Annotated in this window: 16 protein-coding genes; 8 read left to right on the top strand and 8 right to left on the bottom strand. The window is 59.7% G+C overall.

The window, feature by feature from the left end:
- Position 1: 1 nt before the first annotated feature.
- Together dsbC and xerD are read right to left on the bottom strand one after the other, a co-directional pair.
- Positions 2-715, bottom strand: coding sequence for a bifunctional protein-disulfide isomerase/oxidoreductase DsbC (gene dsbC, locus QLG03_RS15130; protein ID WP_002916301.1), 714 nt, complete (start codon positions 713-715; stop codon positions 2-4).
- A gap of 22 nt (positions 716-737) precedes the next feature.
- Positions 738-1634: a site-specific tyrosine recombinase XerD gene (gene xerD, locus QLG03_RS15125; RefSeq protein ID WP_044524682.1), complete on the bottom strand. Its 897-nt coding sequence runs from the start codon at positions 1632-1634 to the stop codon at positions 738-740.
- A 100-nt stretch (positions 1635-1734) separates the two neighbouring features.
- Between xerD and fldB the strand changes: the two genes are divergently transcribed.
- A complete protein-coding gene (gene fldB / locus QLG03_RS15120; protein ID WP_004205324.1) occupies positions 1735-2256 on the top strand; it encodes a flavodoxin FldB in 522 nt (173 codons plus the stop codon).
- 6 nt (positions 2257-2262) lie between these two features.
- Here the strand turns inward: fldB and QLG03_RS15115 are convergent, their stop codons facing one another.
- Both QLG03_RS15115 and sdhE read right to left on the bottom strand, forming a co-directional pair.
- A complete protein-coding gene (locus QLG03_RS15115) occupies positions 2263-2673 on the bottom strand; it encodes a protein YgfX (RefSeq protein ID WP_023290968.1) in 411 nt (136 codons plus the stop codon).
- Entirely contained in the window at positions 2654-2920 is a 267-nt protein-coding gene (gene sdhE, locus QLG03_RS15110; RefSeq protein ID WP_002916312.1) for an FAD assembly factor SdhE, read from the bottom strand. The genes QLG03_RS15115 and sdhE overlap by 20 nt, the downstream gene beginning before the upstream one ends.
- 245 nt (positions 2921-3165) lie before the next feature.
- Between sdhE and ygfZ the strand changes: the two genes are divergently transcribed.
- Complete coding sequence (gene ygfZ / locus QLG03_RS15105) at positions 3166-4149, top strand: tRNA-modifying protein YgfZ (RefSeq protein WP_023290969.1); 984 nt, start codon at positions 3166-3168, stop codon at positions 4147-4149.
- Between the two features lie 146 nt (positions 4150-4295).
- On the opposite strand, the gene QLG03_RS15100 is transcribed toward ygfZ, so the two are convergent.
- Positions 4296-4955 carry a hemolysin III family protein gene (locus QLG03_RS15100; protein ID WP_008806429.1) on the bottom strand — a complete coding sequence of 220 codons (660 nt, stop codon included), beginning with the start codon at positions 4953-4955 and terminating at the stop codon, positions 4296-4298.
- Between the two features lie 163 nt (positions 4956-5118).
- On the bottom strand, positions 5119-5430 hold the full coding sequence (gene yqfB / locus QLG03_RS15095) for a N(4)-acetylcytidine aminohydrolase (RefSeq protein ID WP_023290970.1): 312 nt from the start codon (positions 5428-5430) through the stop codon (positions 5119-5121).
- 50 nt (positions 5431-5480) lie between these two features.
- Between yqfB and QLG03_RS15090 the strand changes: the two genes are divergently transcribed.
- The 6 genes from QLG03_RS15090 to QLG03_RS15065 all read left to right on the top strand — a co-directional run bounded on the left by QLG03_RS15090 (position 5481) and on the right by QLG03_RS15065 (position 11410).
- Positions 5481-6209 carry a MurR/RpiR family transcriptional regulator gene (locus QLG03_RS15090; RefSeq protein ID WP_032454033.1) on the top strand — a complete coding sequence of 243 codons (729 nt, stop codon included), beginning with the start codon at positions 5481-5483 and terminating at the stop codon, positions 6207-6209.
- Positions 6210-6327: 118 nt separating this feature from the next.
- Positions 6328-7761 carry a 6-phospho-beta-glucosidase BglA gene (gene bglA / locus QLG03_RS15085; RefSeq protein ID WP_023290972.1) on the top strand — a complete coding sequence of 478 codons (1434 nt, stop codon included), beginning with the start codon at positions 6328-6330 and terminating at the stop codon, positions 7759-7761.
- 124 nt (positions 7762-7885) lie between these two features.
- Positions 7886-8245: a hypothetical protein gene (locus QLG03_RS15080; protein WP_048335259.1), complete on the top strand. Its 360-nt coding sequence runs from the start codon at positions 7886-7888 to the stop codon at positions 8243-8245.
- 49 nt (positions 8246-8294) lie between these two features.
- Positions 8295-10304, top strand: coding sequence for a protein-disulfide reductase DsbD domain-containing protein (locus QLG03_RS15075; protein ID WP_255988781.1), 2010 nt, complete (start codon positions 8295-8297; stop codon positions 10302-10304).
- Between the two features lies 1 nt (position 10305).
- Entirely contained in the window at positions 10306-10917 is a 612-nt protein-coding gene (locus QLG03_RS15070; RefSeq protein WP_282473653.1) for a thioredoxin domain-containing protein, read from the top strand.
- On the top strand, positions 10907-11410 hold the full coding sequence (locus QLG03_RS15065; RefSeq protein WP_255988783.1) for a protein disulfide oxidoreductase: 504 nt from the start codon (positions 10907-10909) through the stop codon (positions 11408-11410). Before QLG03_RS15070 ends, QLG03_RS15065 begins: the two co-directional genes overlap by 11 nt.
- A 116-nt stretch (positions 11411-11526) precedes the next feature.
- On the opposite strand, the gene QLG03_RS15060 is transcribed toward QLG03_RS15065, so the two are convergent.
- The gene (locus QLG03_RS15060) at positions 11527-12270 is read right to left on the bottom strand and encodes an SDR family oxidoreductase (RefSeq protein WP_023290977.1); all 744 of its coding nucleotides are present in this window, start codon (positions 12268-12270) and stop codon (positions 11527-11529) included.
- A gap of 61 nt (positions 12271-12331) precedes the next feature.
- The gene (gene gcvP / locus QLG03_RS15055) at positions 12332-15205 is read right to left on the bottom strand and encodes an aminomethyl-transferring glycine dehydrogenase (RefSeq protein WP_050533754.1); all 2874 of its coding nucleotides are present in this window, start codon (positions 15203-15205) and stop codon (positions 12332-12334) included.
- Positions 15206-15298: the final 93 nt, after the last annotated feature.

The raw sequence follows: 15298 nt of genomic DNA, 5'->3' as shown, positions 1-15298 counted from the left end.
ATCAGTTACCGCTTGTCTGTTTTTTATGCTCGTCGAGGAACGCCTTCAGCTCTTTCGGCCCCTGATAGCCCGGCAGCACCATGCCGTTGCTGAGGACCATCGCCGGGGTACCGTTGACGCCCATCTGCACGCCAAGGGTGTAGTGTTTAGCGATATCCACGCTGCAGCTCGCCGGCTGCACGCCCTTGCCGTTCATAGCGTCATCCAGCGCTTTGTTGCGATCTTTCGCGCACCAGATGGCCTTCATGTCCTGCTCCGCCTGGCTCTGCAGTCCCTGGCGCGGGAAGGCGAGATAGCGCACGGTGATCCCCAGCGCGTTGTAGTCGCTCATCTGCTCATGCAGCTTGTGGCAATAACCGCAGGTGATGTCGGTGAAGACGGTAATGACGTGCTGCTCCTTCGGCGCTTTGTAGACAATCATTTCGTTGCTCAGCGCGTTCAGTTTACCCAGCAGCAGCTGGTTAGTGACATTGACCGGCTGCGCGCCGCTCACGTCGTACATCGGCCCCTGGATGATGTGCTTGCCGTCGTCGGTGACATACAGTACGCCGCTGTCGGTCAGCACCGTGCTCATCCCGGAAACCGGCGACGGTTGAATATCGGTGCTCTGCACACCCAGCTTCGCCAGCGACTGTTTAATTGCCGCGCTATCGGCATGCGCCGCCCCGGAAAGGGAAGCCGCCAGCAGGGTGAACATCAATAAACCTTTTTTCATACTCAGTCCTTTTGTTCAGCACTCACGCCCGCGGGTGGTGCTGTTGATGAAGTTGTCGCAGACGCTCGGTCGCCACGTGGGTGTAGATCTGCGTGGTGGAGAGATCGCTGTGTCCTAACAGCATCTGCACCACGCGCAGATCGGCGCCATGATTGAGCAAATGCGTGGCGAACGCATGGCGCAACACGTGCGGGGAGAGCTTTTCGCTGTCGATCCCCGCCAGCACGGCATAGTGTTTAATCCGGTGCCAGAAGGTCTGACGCGTCATCTGCTGGGCGCGCTGGCTGGGAAATAAGACATCCGACGCCACGCCGTTCAGCAGCCAGGGGCGACCATACTCGAGGTAATTTTCCACCCACAGTACCGCCTCTTCCCCCAGCGGCACCAGCCGCTCTTTATTGCCTTTGCCCACCACCCGCAGCACGCCCTGGCGCAGGCTGATGTCGCTCATCGTCAGCCCCACCAACTCCGAGACGCGCAGGCCGGTGGCATACAGCACCTCCAGCATCGCTTTGTCGCGCAACTCCAGCGGCTGCTCCACCAGCGGGGCCTGCAGCAGACGCTCAACCTGCGCCTCACTGAGATCCTTCGGCAGCCGCTGCGGCAGCTTCGGCGAGGCCAGCAGCGCGCTGGGGTCGTCCGGGCGAATTTTTTCCCGGTACAGATGCTGGAAGAAACGACGCACGGCGCTCAGCAGGCGCGCGGTGCTGGTGGCTTTATAGCCGCCGGACTGCCGCTCGGCCAGCAGCGCCTGCAGGTCGTCGCTGCCGACGCTTACCAGCGACAGGCCGCGATGGTGCAGCCACTCCACCAGCATCGTCAAATCGCGACGGTAGGCGCTGAGCGTATTCTCCGCCAGATTGCGCTCCAGCCAAAGGGCATCGAGAAACTGTTCGATTAGTGCCAGATCCTGTTTCACATCGGCCTCTTTGTTCGTTAAACGCTCTCATTATGCCTTAAGAGGACGCCTTTCTGGTACACTGCCCGCCATTCACAGCAAGAATCGAGATGTTTACGCGATGAATATAGGTCTGTTTTACGGCTCCAGTACCTGCTACACCGAAATGGCCGCGGAGAAAATCCGCGATATCATCGGCCCTGAGCTGGTGACGTTGCACAATCTGAAAGATGACTCCCCCGCCCTGATGAGCCAGTACGATGTACTGATCCTCGGCATCCCGACCTGGGATTTCGGCGAAATTCAGGAAGACTGGGAAGCGGTTTGGGACCAGCTGGACACCCTGGACCTGGAGGGCAAAATCGTCGCGCTGTACGGCATGGGCGATCAGCTGGGCTATGGCGAATGGTTCCTTGACGCGCTGGGCATGCTGCATGACAAGCTGGCGACCAAAGGCGTGAAGTTTGTCGGCTACTGGCCAACCGAAGGCTATGAGTTCACCAGCCCGAAACCGGTGATCGCTGATGGCCAACTGTTCGTTGGCCTGGCGCTGGATGAAACCAACCAGTACGACCTGAGCGACGAGCGCATCCAGAGCTGGTGCGAGCAGATCCTCGGCGAAATGGCCGAACACTTCTCCTGACGCCGCTTACTCCTGCGCCGGTTTTTGCAGCACCAGCCGGCGCAGATCCCGCCACTCTCCGGGATCCATGCTGTCCGCCGCCAGCCACAGATGCTGACCGCGTCGGGTATCGACATGGCGCAAACGCAGCAGCATACCGCTGTTGATGACCCACGGCGTCCCGAGGATCTCCCATTCGGCGTTTTGCCAGCGCAGCCGGGAATCGGTGAGCAGTTTTATCTCCCCGCGACGGGCATGGATCCGTCGCTGGCTGCGCACACAGTCAAAGACCACCAGCGACAGCAGCAGCAGCCAGATCGGGGTGTAGCTTAACGGCCAGGGAACCAGCAGCACCAGCGCCGCCACAACGCCGTGGAGCAGCAGGGAAAACCACTGCGCGCGCCAGGAGATACGGAGATCAGATTGCCACAGGACCACGTTCCCGATTCCGTGTCTGAATTAAGGTTACCATCCGCTGCAGCTCCGCATCGGCCGGTTTGCCGTGGTTCATCAGCCAGTTGAACAGATCCGGATCGTCATTTTCCAGCAGGCGAATGAACAGCTGTTTGTCAGCGTCGCTGAGGGTATCGTACTCATACTCAAAGAACGGCATGATGGAGATGTCGAGTTCGCGCATCCCGCGGCGGCATGCCCAGTGGATACGTGCTTTATTGTTAATGTCCATGTTGACCTTCCTGCAGCAAAATATAGGTTAGTTTAACCCGTTTTCTGCCGTAACTTTACAGGAATATCGCTGAATGCGAGCATCCTTCCATAAAAACCATAAAATAATGATGGGCTTATTGTTTTCCCGCGTCAGGCCGTCGCCAAACGTCAGCGCACAAATGGCCTGTTGAAAGCGCTTGCAATGCACTATAGCTCTTTTACCATTGGTCACACACACTGCGTTAAGCGATTCAGGATATGACTATGGCTTTTACACCTTTTCCTCCGCGTCAGCCTTCCTCTTCCGCTCGTCTGCCGTTAACGCTGATGACCCTGGATGACTGGGCGCTGGCGACAATTAGCGGACCGGACAGCGAAAAATATCTGCAGGGGCAGATTACCGCCGATGTGAGCAGTCTCACCGATGCCCAGCATCTGCTTGCCGCCCACTGTGACGCCAAAGGCAAGATGTGGAGCAACCTGCGCGTATTCCGCCGCGACGGCGGCTTCGCGTGGATTGAGCGCCGCAGCCTGCGCGACGCGCAGCTGACCGAGCTGAAAAAATATGCCGTCTTCTCCAAAGTCACCATCGCCGCCAACGACGATCTGGTTCTGCTGGGGGTGGCCGGCTTCCAGGCGCGCGCCGCGCTGGCGCCGCTGTTCGCCGCCCTGCCCGACGCCGCGACGCCGGTGATTAGCGAAGGCGCCACCAGCCTGCTGTGGTTTGAACACCCGGGCGAACGCTTCCTGCTGGTGACTGATGTCGACACCGCCAATCGCGTCACCGACGCGCTGCGTGGCGAAGCGCAGCTCAACAACAGCCAGCAGTGGCTGGCGCTGAATATTGAAGCCGGTCTGCCGGTTATCGACAGCGCCAACAGCGGGCAGTTCATTCCGCAGGCCACCAACCTGCAGGCGCTGGGCGGTATCAGCTTCAAAAAAGGGTGCTATACCGGCCAGGAAATGGTCGCCAGGGCGAAATTCCGCGGCGCCAATAAGCGCGCGCTGTGGACGCTGTCAGGTACCGCCAGCCGGGTGCCGGAGGCCGGAGAAGATCTGGAGCTGAAGATGGGCGAAAACTGGCGCCGCACCGGTACGGTGCTTGCGGCGGTTCAGCTGGATGATGGCCAGCTGCTGGTGCAGGTGGTGATGAATAACGATATGGAGCCGGACAGCGTGTTCCGCGTGCGCGACGATGCCGGCAGCCTGCGCATCGAACCGCTGCCCTATTCACTGGAAGACGCGTAATAAAGCGTTATGACTCCCGGCTTGCGGCGCTCGCGCCTTAGCCGGGCTACTTGACTGCAGATAACCGTAGCCACGGTAAGCGCAGCGCCACCGTGGGATTTCCAGGCCGCAGATAACCGTAGCCACGGTAAGCCGTGGGATGTTTATCAGGACTGGCCGACGTACAGATAGATCGCCAGGAAGTGACACACGCTGCCGCCGAGCACGAAGCCATGCCAGATAGCGTGGTTATAGGGAATGCGTTTGCAGACGTAGAAGATGACCCCGAGCGAGTACACCACCCCGCCGACCGCCAGCAGCGTCACACCGCCCACCGCCAGCTTTACCGCCAGCTGATAGACCACGATAAGCGACAGCCAGCCCATGGTCAGATAGGTCACCAGCGACAGGATTTTAAAGCGGTGCGCGATGGTCAGCTTAAACAGGATCCCCAGCAGCGCCAGGCTCCAGATGACGATCATCAGCCCCTTCGCCAGCGGCGAGTTCAACCCTACCAGCAAAAACGGCGTATAGGTCCCGGCGATTAACAAGTAGATGGCGCAGTGGTCGAACTTTTTCAGCCACTGTTTCGCCCGCTGATGCGGGATCGCGTGATAGAGCGTGGAGGCGAGAAACAGCATAATCATGCTGCCGCCGTACAGACTGTAGCTGGTGATCGCCGTCGCGCTGGCGTTAGTGTCCACCGCCTGCACCAGCAAGAGTACGAGGCCGACGATACCGAACACCAGCCCGATCCCGTGACTGATGCTGTTGGCAACTTCCTCTGCCAGAGAATATCCCTGAGTGATTAATGGTTTGCGCACCATATTTGACTCCGTGAAAACAAGAACGCTTTCATTGCCCACTTAGGGTAACTGAGAATGATTCCAGTGAACACCTGTTAGCTAAAATAAAACGATGTATATTTGTAAATACATTAAAATCATAAAGTTACAATTTTATTTCAACTCACAGCTGTTCCTGATTGTCTTAAAGCGTTTTGAATTCAATGACATAAAACTGGTTCTCCCCAGGATAGATGTCGCTGATGACCTGACGCAGCTGCCCGAGGGTCATATTCTCCTGTTGAGCATGCTGGTCGGTTAGCGTGTCGAGAGTCACCGTAGAGGTCGCGGTTACGGCGATGGTGCAAAAATAGCCGTCGTCTTCATAGCGCCCGACGCGCAGCACATCGCCGGGCTTAAAGTGCGACTCCGCCGCATCGCGAATGGTGATCGTTTTGCGCCCGGCGAGGATGTCCTCCTGAAAGCGCTGAAAAAAGGTAATGTCATTGGCCTGCATGATATAATTCCGTCCTGGTCATTATGAATTGTGAGTTCGCCACTGTGAGTATGTTCTCCCACGCCGCTGTCGCCAGTCTCAATAATCTTGAGATGATGGTCTACCACTACGTCATTAAGAATCGTGACAAAGTGATGTACATGACCATCCGCGAACTGGCCGAAGCCGCCGGCGTCTCCACCACCACCGTGTTGCGCTTCTGCCGCAAACTGCAGTGCGAGGGCTACTCTGAATTTCGCGTGCGCTTTAAATTATATCTTGAGCAGAACGAGCCTCAACAGGCAAATATCGGCGCCAGCGAAATCATGAGCTTTTTTAAAAGCGTTAATAATGACGAGTTCGATGAATTACTCGAGCAGGCCGTCGATATTATTCTCGCCTCCGAACGTATTATTTTCGTCGGCGCAGGCACCTCGGGCGCGCTGGCGAAATATGGCGCCCGCTTCTTCTCCAACGTCGGGAAATTTAGTAATCATATTGATGACCCCTATTTTCCGGTGACTAACGATATGGCCCGTAACGCGCTGGCGATCGTGCTTTCCGTCTCCGGCGAGACGGAAGAGATCCTGCGCTTCGCCAGCCAGTTCAGCCTGCACCGCTGCAAGGTGATGTCCATTACCAGTCACGAACACTCGCGGCTGGCCAAACTGGCCGATTTCAATCTCTCCTGGCACGTGCCGCAGACGCGCATTGGCGGTGTCTACGATATTACGACGCAAATTCCAGTGATCTATATTCTCGAAACGCTCGGACGTAAATTAGCGCGCAAAATCAGCTAAAAATAACAGCCTGTTTTTTCGATGTAACATATTACGTTTGGCGTAATTTGTTATATCGTGACATTCAATTTCACTTTGCTAGACTCGAGAGCAATAGTTATTAGAGAGATTAGCCAGGATGAAAAAATTAACCCTTCCGAAAGATTTTTTATGGGGCGGCGCGGTTGCCGCGCATCAGGTTGAAGGCGGCTGGGATCAGGGCGGCAAAGGCCCGAGCATCTGCGACGTACTGACCGGCGGGGCGCACGGCGTGCCGCGTGAAATCACCCACCAGGTTGAAGCCGGCAAATATTACCCCAACCACGAAGCGGTGGATTTCTACGGCCGCTACAAAGAAGACATCAAACTGTTCGCCGAGATGGGCTTCAAATGCTTCCGTACCTCCATCGCCTGGACCCGCATCTTCCCGCAGGGCGACGAGACCCAGCCGAATGAAGAGGGGCTGAAGTTCTACGACGACATGTTCGACGAGCTGCTGAAGTACAACATCGAGCCGGTGATCACCCTCTCCCACTTCGAGATGCCCCTGCACCTGGTGCAGCAGTACGGCGGCTGGACCAACCGTAAAGTGGTCGATTTCTTTGTGCGCTTCGCCGAAGTGGTCTTCGAGCGCTATAAGCACAAAGTGAAATACTGGATGACCTTCAACGAGATCAATAACCAGCGTAACTGGCGCGCGCCGCTGTTCGGCTACTGCTGCTCCGGGGTGGTTTATACCGAGCATGACAACCCGGAAGAGACCATGTACCAGGTGCTGCACCATCAGTTCGTCGCCAGCGCGCTGGCGGTGAAAGCGGCGCGTGGTATTAACCCGGACATGCAGGTCGGCTGCATGCTGGCGATGGTCGCCCTCTACCCTTACTCCTGCAAACCGGAAGATGTGATGTTTGCTCAGGAGTCGATGCGCGAGCGCTACGTCTTTACCGACGTTCAGCTGCGCGGTTACTATCCGAGCTATGTGCTGAATGAGTGGGAGCGCCGCGGCTTCAACATCAAGATGGAAGATGGCGACGCGCAGATCCTGCGCGAAGGCACCTGCGCTTATCTTGGCTTCAGCTACTACATGACCAACGCGGTAAAAGCCGAAGGCGGCACCGGCGACGCCATTTCCGGCTTCGAAGGCAGCGTGCCGAATCCGCACGTCAAAGCCTCCGACTGGGGCTGGCAGATTGACCCGGTCGGTCTGCGCTATTCCCTGTGTGAATTGTATGAGCGCTACCAGAAGCCGCTGTTTATCGTCGAGAACGGCTTTGGCGCCTACGACAAAGTCGAAGCCGACGGCAGCATCAACGATGACTACCGCATTGACTACCTGCGCGCCCACGTCGAAGAGATGATGAAAGCCGTCACCTACGACGGCGTCGATCTGATGGGCTATACCCCGTGGGGCTGCATCGACTGCGTCTCCTTCACCACCGGCCAGTACAGCAAACGCTACGGCTTCATCTACGTCAACAAACACGACGACGGCACCGGCGATATGTCCCGCTCGCGCAAGAAGAGCTTCAACTGGTACAAAGAGGTCATCGCCAGCAACGGTGAGAATCTGTAATTGACTGCCCTCTCCCGGCCGGGGGAGGGCAAATCGCTTATCCGCCAGACACTTCTTTACAGCTTTACCATTGCCAAAACGCGTTCGCCCGATAAGATAGGCCTCGTGAATATTTGAGGCGCTCATGATTAAGCGACAACGCAAAGCCATTCTTTTTGTCCTCCTGGCCTGTCTGGTGGTGCTGGTCTGCACCGCCCAGCGAATGGCCGGGATGCACGCGCTGGTCATGAACCTCGCTGCCGACAGCCCGTCGCTACAGCAAACCCAGGAAAAGGCCGACGCGCCGGTCACGCCGTGCGAGCTCAGCGCCAAATCGCTGATGGCCGTCCCGCCGATGCTGTTCGAAGGGGCGCTGTTGGCTATCACCCTGCTGCTGGCGGTGCTGGCGGCGATCCCGCCGCGTATCGAACGCCAGTGGCCTCCCCGCGTTATCTCCCCGCCCCGATTGCGGGTGCATCTGCGATTATGCGTCTTCCGTGAGTGAGTGATTTTCCTGACAGTTCAGGTTAATTCATCATTTACGGAGCAAATTTATGTCTATGTTATTCAGGCGACTACTGGTCTGCCTGCTTTGGCTATGGCTGCCCGTCAGCCAGGCCGCCGACAGCGGCTGGCTACGCGCCGCCGATAATCAACACGCCAGCGTGCGCCTGCGGGCGCAAACCGAGAGCAATGGCGATACCCGCCTGCTTTTAGACGTGGCGCTGGAAAAGGGCTGGAAAACCTACTGGCGCTCGCCAGGGGAAGGCGGCATCGCGCCGGCTATCGCCTGGGGCACGCCGCTGGCGGTTGACTGGCGCTGGCCGACGCCGCAGCGTTTCGACGTTGCGGGCATTTCCACTCAGGGGTATCACGGCGACATCAGCTTCCCGATGACCCTGCGCGGGAAGATACCGCCGACGCTCAGCGGCGTACTGACATTATCCACCTGCAGCAATGTCTGCATTCTCACTGAATATCCGTTTTCGCTGGATATGACGGCCCCGCCAGGGGAGGGTTTTGCCTACGATTACACCCGTGCGATGGGCACGCTGCCGCTGCGCGATGGCCTGACTTCGCAGCTGAACGCCAGCTACGTCAGCGGCAAACTGACGGTGACCGCCCGCCGTGATGCCGGCTGGCAGCAGCCAGCGCTGTTTATCGACAGCATGGAGGATGTCGATTTCGGCAAGCCGAGCTTTACCACCCGCGGCGATACGCTGACCGCCAGCGTGCCGGTCACCGATAGCTGGGGCGAAGCGGCGCCGGATCTACGCGGTAAAACGTTGTCGCTGGTGCTGGCGGATAGCGGCCAGGCGCAGGAAAGCCAGCTCGCTATCAGCGCAGGCAGCGCCGCGCCGGGAGCGGCGTTAGGCTGGGTGCTGCTGATGGCGCTGGCCGGGGGGCTTATCCTCAATGTAATGCCCTGCGTCCTGCCGGTGCTGGCGATGAAGCTCGGCTCGCTGATGCAAACCGAACATCGCGAACGCGGCGCGGTGCGCCGACAGTTCCTCGCCTCGGCGTGCGGGATCGTCGTCTTGTTCCTGGCGCTGGCGCTGATGATGACCGCGCTACGCCTGGGTAATCAGGCGCTCGGCTGGGGGATCCAGTTCCAGAACCCGTGGTTTATCGGCGCCATGGCGCTGGTGATGGTCCTGTTCAGCGCCAGTCTGCTGGGGCTGTTCGAAATCCGCCTCTCCTCCACCGCCAGCACCTTCCTCGCCACCCGAGGCGGCAACGGCTTAATGGGCCATTTCTGGCAGGGCGCCTTCGCCACCCTGCTGGCGACGCCCTGCACCGCGCCGTTCCTCGGCACCGCCGTGTCGGTGGCGCTGGTGGCGCCGCTGCCGCTGCTGTGGGGGATTTTCTTCGCCATGGGGATCGGCATGAGCCTGCCGTGGCTGCTGATCGTCGCCTGGCCGGGGCTGGCGCAACGCCTTCCGCGCCCAGGCCGCTGGATGAATCATCTGCGGGTGGCGCTGGGGGTGATGATGCTGGGCTCGGCGCTATGGCTGGTCAGCCTGCTGACGATCCACATCGGCCGTACCCCGGTGCTTACCCTGCTGGTGATACTGACCGTAGCCCTGCTGCTGGCCACCGCCTGGCACTACCGCTGGCGGACAGCGCTGCGCGCAGGGGCTCTGGCCATCGTGGTGGCCGGCGCCGTCGCCTTTGTCTCCCGGCCTGACGGCGAGGGCCCGCGCCGCGACCGGGTTAACTGGCAGCCGCTCAGCGAGCAGGCTATCGCCAGCGCCCTGGCGGAACATAAGCGGGTGTTTATTGATGTCACCGCCGACTGGTGCGTGACCTGTAAAGCCAATAAATACAACGTGCTGCTGCGCGATGACGTCCAGCAGGCGCTGTTAGCGCCGGACGTGGTCGCCCTGCGCGGCGACTGGAGCCGCCCCTCCGCCACGATTAGTCAGTTTTTAACCGACCGCGGCAGCGCCGCGGTGCCGTTTAACCAGATTTACGGACCGGGATTGCCGCAGGGAGAGATCCTGCCTGCGCTGTTAGATCGCGACCACCTCCTCGCCACCCTGTCCGCCGCCAAAGGAAACTAACATGAGAGCTATCACCGCCTTATTGCTGCTGTGCGTATCCGCCTTCAGTTTCGCCGCCCCGGCGGAAGAACCACCAGCAAACGGTAATGACCAGCTGGCGCAGCTGCTGTTTAACGATCCGAACAGCCCGCGCACCGGCGCCAAAGCGCCGAAGCTGACGATCGTCTCGTTTACCGATTACAACTGTCCTTACTGTAAACAGTTTGATCCGATGCTGGAAAAAATCGTCCACGATAACCCGGACATCCGGCTGATCGTGAAGCTGCTGCCGTTCAAGGGGCAAAGTTCGGTCAATGCCGCCAAAGCGGCGCTCTCTACCTGGCGCCAGCAGCCCGATAAGTTCTGGGCGCTGCATCAGCGGCTGATGGCGAAAAAAGGCTATCACGATGACGCCAGCATCGCCGCGGCGCAGAAGAAAACCGCCACCGACAGCGTCAGTCTCGATGACAAGACCATGGATTCGCTGAAGATGAACCTGATTTTGTCGCAGGTGCTGAATATTCAGGGCACGCCGGCGACCATCATCGGCGATCAGATGGTGGCCGGGGCGATCCCTGCTGACGAACTGGAGGGGCTGGTGAAAGAGCAGCTGGCGAAAGCCCGTGGCCAGTAAGCTCCGGCGCTGGCTGTGTGAGCTGGCGGTGTGGCTGCTGATTGGCGCGGCGGTGGGCCTGGCGGTGGATTATTTTCGCCAGCCCGCGCTGCCGCAAAACGTCAGCGCCACATCGCTGCACACCCTCGACGGCAGGACGGTGGATCTGAACGCCATGAGCCAGCAAAAGCCGCTGCTGCTGTACGTCTGGGCCACCTGGTGCGGGGTCTGTCGCTACACTACGCCGTCGGTGGCATCGCTTGCCGCCGATGGCGGCAATGTGCTGACCGTGGCCCTGCGATCCGGCGATAACGCCGCGCTGGAGACGTGGCTTGCCAGAAAGAAACTGGCGCTGCCGACGGTAAATGACCCGAGCGGCCAGCTGGCGCGGCAGTGGGACATTCGGGTGACGCCAACGCTGGTGGTGATTTATCGAGGCGAGGTGAAGTCGGTCACCACCGGCTGGACCAGCGGCTGGGGAATGCGTCTACGGCTGTGGCTGGCCTCCTGGTAGGTCAGCCACTTTACCGGACTTTATGCCGGGTGATGGCTACGCCTTACCCGGCCTACCGTTCGCCTTACCCCCATGCCCGGCAAACGCAGCGCCGCCGGGCAATTGACATCAGCGGGTTATTTACCGCCCGCCAGTTCGAGGAAACTGCCCGTCACATAGGACGCTTTGTCGCTCAGCAGCCAGGCAATGGCCTGAGCGACCTCTTCCGGCTGACCGCCGCGCCGCATCGGCAGCGAATGCTTCACCCGATCCACGCGCCCCGGTTCGCCACCGGAGGCGTGCATCTCGGTATAAATCAGCCCAGGGCGCACGCCATTTACCCGGATCCCCTGCGCCGCCACCTCCAGCGCCAGCCCGGTGGTCAGGGTATCCACCGCCCCTTTCGACGCGGCGTAATCTACATATTCTCCCGGCGAACCAAGGCGCGACGCCGCCGACGACACGTTAACTATCGCCCCGCCCTTGCCGCCATGCTGATGCGCCATGCGCTTGACCGCCTCGCGGCAGCAGAGGAAATAGCCGGTCACGTTGGTCGCCAGCACGCGGTTAATGCGCTCGGCGCTCAGGCTCTCCACCGTACACTGGGTAAAGAGGATCCCGGCGTTGTTGACCAGCGCCGTCAGCGGCTCGCCCATGCGGTCAATCGCCTCAAACATCGCCATCACCTGCGCTTCATCACTGATATCCGCCCGCAGCGCCGTGGCTTTGCCGCCGGCGGCAACAATGGTATTCACCACCTCGGTGGCAGCGTTAATATTGTGATGATAATTGACCGCGACAGTATACCCTTCCTGCGCCAGCAGCAGCGCCGTCGCCCGGCCTATTCCGCGGCTCGCGCCGCTAATCAGTGCTATCCCCATGCTTTTCTCCCAAAAAATAAAGGCGCCGCAGCGCCTTTAAAAGTATAGCTAATTCCGCACGTTACTGATATTCGCTCATCGGCACGCAGGAGCAGAACAGATTACGGTCGCCGTACACGTCGTCCAGGCGTTTCACCGTCGGCCAGTATTTGTTGTGCAGACCCGCCGGGAATACCGCCAGCTCGCGGCTGTACGGATGGTTCCATTCCCCAACGATCTCACCCTGGGTATGCGGCGCGTTCACCAGCGGGTTGTCTTCCAGCGGCCATTCACCGGCTTTGACGCGGTCGATTTCCGCGCGGATCGCCAGCATCGCGTCGATAAAGCGGTCCAGCTCCACCTTGCTTTCCGATTCCGTCGGCTCAACCATCAGCGTACCCGCTACCGGGAAGGACATGGTCGGCGCATGGAAGCCAAAGTCGATCAGGCGCTTGGCGATATCCAGCTCGCTAATGCCGGTCTCTTCTTTCAGCGGACGAATATCGAGAATACATTCGTGCGCCACGCGACCATCGCGACCGGTGTAGAGCACCGGGTAGGCGTCTTTCAGACGGGTAGCGATGTAGTTGGCGTTAAGGATCGCGTTCTGGCTCGCCTGCTTCAGCCCTTCCGCGCCCATCATACGGATATACATCCAGCTGATCGGCAGGATGGACGCGCTGCCGAACGGCGCAGCGGAAACCGCGCCCTGACGGGTCAGCATCCCTTCAATCTGCACCACGCTGTGACCCGGCACGAACGGCGCCAGGTGCGCTTTCACGCCGATTGGGCCCATACCCGGGCCGCCGCCGCCGTGCGGAATGCAGAACGTTTTATGCAGGTTGAGGTGCGAAACGTCAGCGCCGATAAAGCCCGGAGAGGTGATCCCGACCTGGGCGTTCATGTTGGCGCCGTCAAGGTAAACCTGGCCGCCGAACTGGTGCACGATCTCGCACACTTCGCGAATGGTCTCTTCATATACGCCGTGGGTCGACGGATAGGTGACCATGATGCAGGAGAGATTCGCTCCCGCCTGCTCTGCTTTTTCACGCAGGTCGGCGAGATCGATGTTGCCGTTTTTGTCGCACGCGACCACCACCACCTGCATACCCGCCATCTGCGCGGAAGCCGGGTTGGTGCCGTGCGCGGAGCTTGGGATCAGGCAGATATCGCGATGGCCTTCGTTGCGGCTCTCGTGGTAGTGGCGAATCGCCAGCAGGCCAGCATATTCGCCCTGCGCGCCGGAGTTCGGCTGCATGCAGACGGCGTCATAGCCGGTCAGTTTCACCAGCCAGTCGGAGAGCTGAGCGATCATCTGATGATACCCTTCCGCCTGCTCTACCGGGCAGAACGGGTGCAGCTCAGCGAACTCCGGCCAGGTGATGGGGATCATCTCCGCCGCGGCGTTCAGCTTCATGGTGCAGGAACCCAGCGGGATCATCGCCTGGTTCAGCGCCAGATCTTTACGCTCCAGGGCGTGCATGTAGCGCATCATCTCGGTCTCGCTATGGTAGCGGTTGAACACCGGATGGGTGAGGATCGCATCGTCGCGCAGCATCGCCGCCGGGATGGAGCGGCTGTCCAGCGCCACGTCTTTATCCAGGGTATCGATGTCCAGACCATGATCGTCGCTGACGATGGCGCGGAACAGGTTGAGCACGTCTTCACGGGTGGTCGCTTCATCGAGCGTAATGCCCACCGCGCCGTGAATATCGCTGCGCAGGTTAATCTGCAGGGCTTCGGCACGCGCCAGCACCGCGGCTTTATCCGCCACTTCCACGCACAGGGTGTCGAAGTAGTGGGCATGACGCAGCTTCAGCCCTTTCTTCTGCAGGCCATCGGCCAGAATGTCGGTCAGGCGATGAATGCGGCCTGCGATACGTTTCAGACCCGCCGGGCCGTGGAATACCGCGTACAGGCTGGCGATGTTGGCCAGCAGCACCTGCGAGGTACAAATGTTGGAGTTCGCTTTCTCGCGGCGGATATGCTGTTCGCGAGTCTGCATCGCCATGCGCAGCGCGGTATTCCCCGCCGCATCTTTCGATACGCCGATAATCCGGCCCGGCATGGAGCGTTTGAATTCATCTTTCGCCGCGAAGAAGGCCGCGTGCGGGCCGCCATAGCCCATCGGCACGCCGAAGCGTTGGGCGGAGCCGAAGACGATATCCGCGCCCTGCTTGCCCGGCGCCGTCAGCAGCACCAGCGCCATAAAGTCGGCAGCGACGCTGACAATCACTTTGCGCGCTTTCAGCTCGGCGATCAGTTTGCTGTAATCGTGGATTTCGCCGGTGGTGCCCACCTGCTGCAGCAGCACGCCGAAGACATCCTGGTGATCGAGCACTTTGTCGGCGTCATCGACGATCACGTCGAAACCGAAGGTTTCCGCACGAGTGCGCACCACGTCCAGGGTTTGCGGATGGACATCGGCGGCGACGAAGAAACGGTTGGCGTTTTTCAGTTTGCTGACGCGTTTGGCCATCGCCATCGCTTCGGCGGCGGCGGTCGCTTCATCGAGCAGCGAAGCGGAAGCGATATCCAGCCCGGTGAGATCCAGCGTAACCTGCTGGAAGTTGAGCAGCGATTCCAGACGGCCCTGGGAGACTTCCGGCTGGTAAGGGGTATAGGCGGTATACCAGCCCGGATTTTCCAGCATGTTGCGCTGAATAACCGGCGGCAGCTGCACGGCGGTGTAGCCCATGCCGATGTAAGACTTGAAGCGCTTGTTGCGACCGGCGATCGCCTTCAGCTCTGCCAGCGCGGCGAATTCGGTTGTCGCGTCGCCCACCTGCGGTGGGGTCGCCAGCTGGATATCCTGCGGCACAATCTGGCCGATCAGGGCGTTAAGCGAATCCGCGCCGACGGTCTTCAGCATCTCTTGCTGCTGCTGAGCGTCCGGGCCAATGTGACGTTCGATAAAGGCGTCGCGGTTTTCAAGCTGACTTAAAGTCTGAGTCATGAGCGATGGTTCCTGAAACGTGCGGTGAATCGTGATTGTCTGACTGGTTTGCCCGGCAAACGCTGATGCTTACCGGGCCGGAATACGCAAAAT

Source organism: Klebsiella sp. V115_8, assembly GCF_029967715.1.
In the GTDB taxonomy this organism is placed as follows: domain Bacteria; phylum Pseudomonadota; class Gammaproteobacteria; order Enterobacterales; family Enterobacteriaceae; genus Klebsiella; species Klebsiella quasipneumoniae.
The sequence above is the reverse complement of the archived record's forward strand: the minus strand, read 5'-3'. Positions and strand labels throughout refer to the sequence as shown.

Excerpts from the sequence above, each read along its gene's own strand:
- dsbC (WP_002916301.1), bottom strand. The coding sequence starts at position 715 with ATGAAAAAAGGTTTATTGATGTTCACCCTGCTGGCGGCTTCCCTTTCC.
- fldB (WP_004205324.1), top strand. The coding sequence starts at position 1,735 with ATGAATATAGGTCTGTTTTACGGCTCCAGTACCTGCTACACCGAAATG.
- sdhE (WP_002916312.1), bottom strand. The coding sequence starts at position 2,920 with ATGGACATTAACAATAAAGCACGTATCCACTGGGCATGCCGCCGCGGG.
- ygfZ (WP_023290969.1), top strand. The coding sequence starts at position 3,166 with ATGGCTTTTACACCTTTTCCTCCGCGTCAGCCTTCCTCTTCCGCTCGT.
- QLG03_RS15100 (WP_008806429.1), bottom strand. The coding sequence starts at position 4,955 with ATGGTGCGCAAACCATTAATCACTCAGGGATATTCTCTGGCAGAGGAA.
- yqfB (WP_023290970.1), bottom strand. The coding sequence starts at position 5,430 with ATGCAGGCCAATGACATTACCTTTTTTCAGCGCTTTCAGGAGGACATC.
- QLG03_RS15090 (WP_032454033.1), top strand. The coding sequence starts at position 5,481 with ATGTTCTCCCACGCCGCTGTCGCCAGTCTCAATAATCTTGAGATGATG.
- bglA (WP_023290972.1), top strand. The coding sequence starts at position 6,328 with ATGAAAAAATTAACCCTTCCGAAAGATTTTTTATGGGGCGGCGCGGTT.
- QLG03_RS15080 (WP_048335259.1), top strand. The coding sequence starts at position 7,886 with ATGATTAAGCGACAACGCAAAGCCATTCTTTTTGTCCTCCTGGCCTGT.
- QLG03_RS15075 (WP_255988781.1), top strand. The coding sequence starts at position 8,295 with ATGTCTATGTTATTCAGGCGACTACTGGTCTGCCTGCTTTGGCTATGG.
- QLG03_RS15070 (WP_282473653.1), top strand. The coding sequence starts at position 10,306 with ATGAGAGCTATCACCGCCTTATTGCTGCTGTGCGTATCCGCCTTCAGT.
- QLG03_RS15060 (WP_023290977.1), bottom strand. The coding sequence starts at position 12,270 with ATGGGGATAGCACTGATTAGCGGCGCGAGCCGCGGAATAGGCCGGGCG.
- gcvP (WP_050533754.1), bottom strand. The coding sequence starts at position 15,205 with ATGACTCAGACTTTAAGTCAGCTTGAAAACCGCGACGCCTTTATCGAA.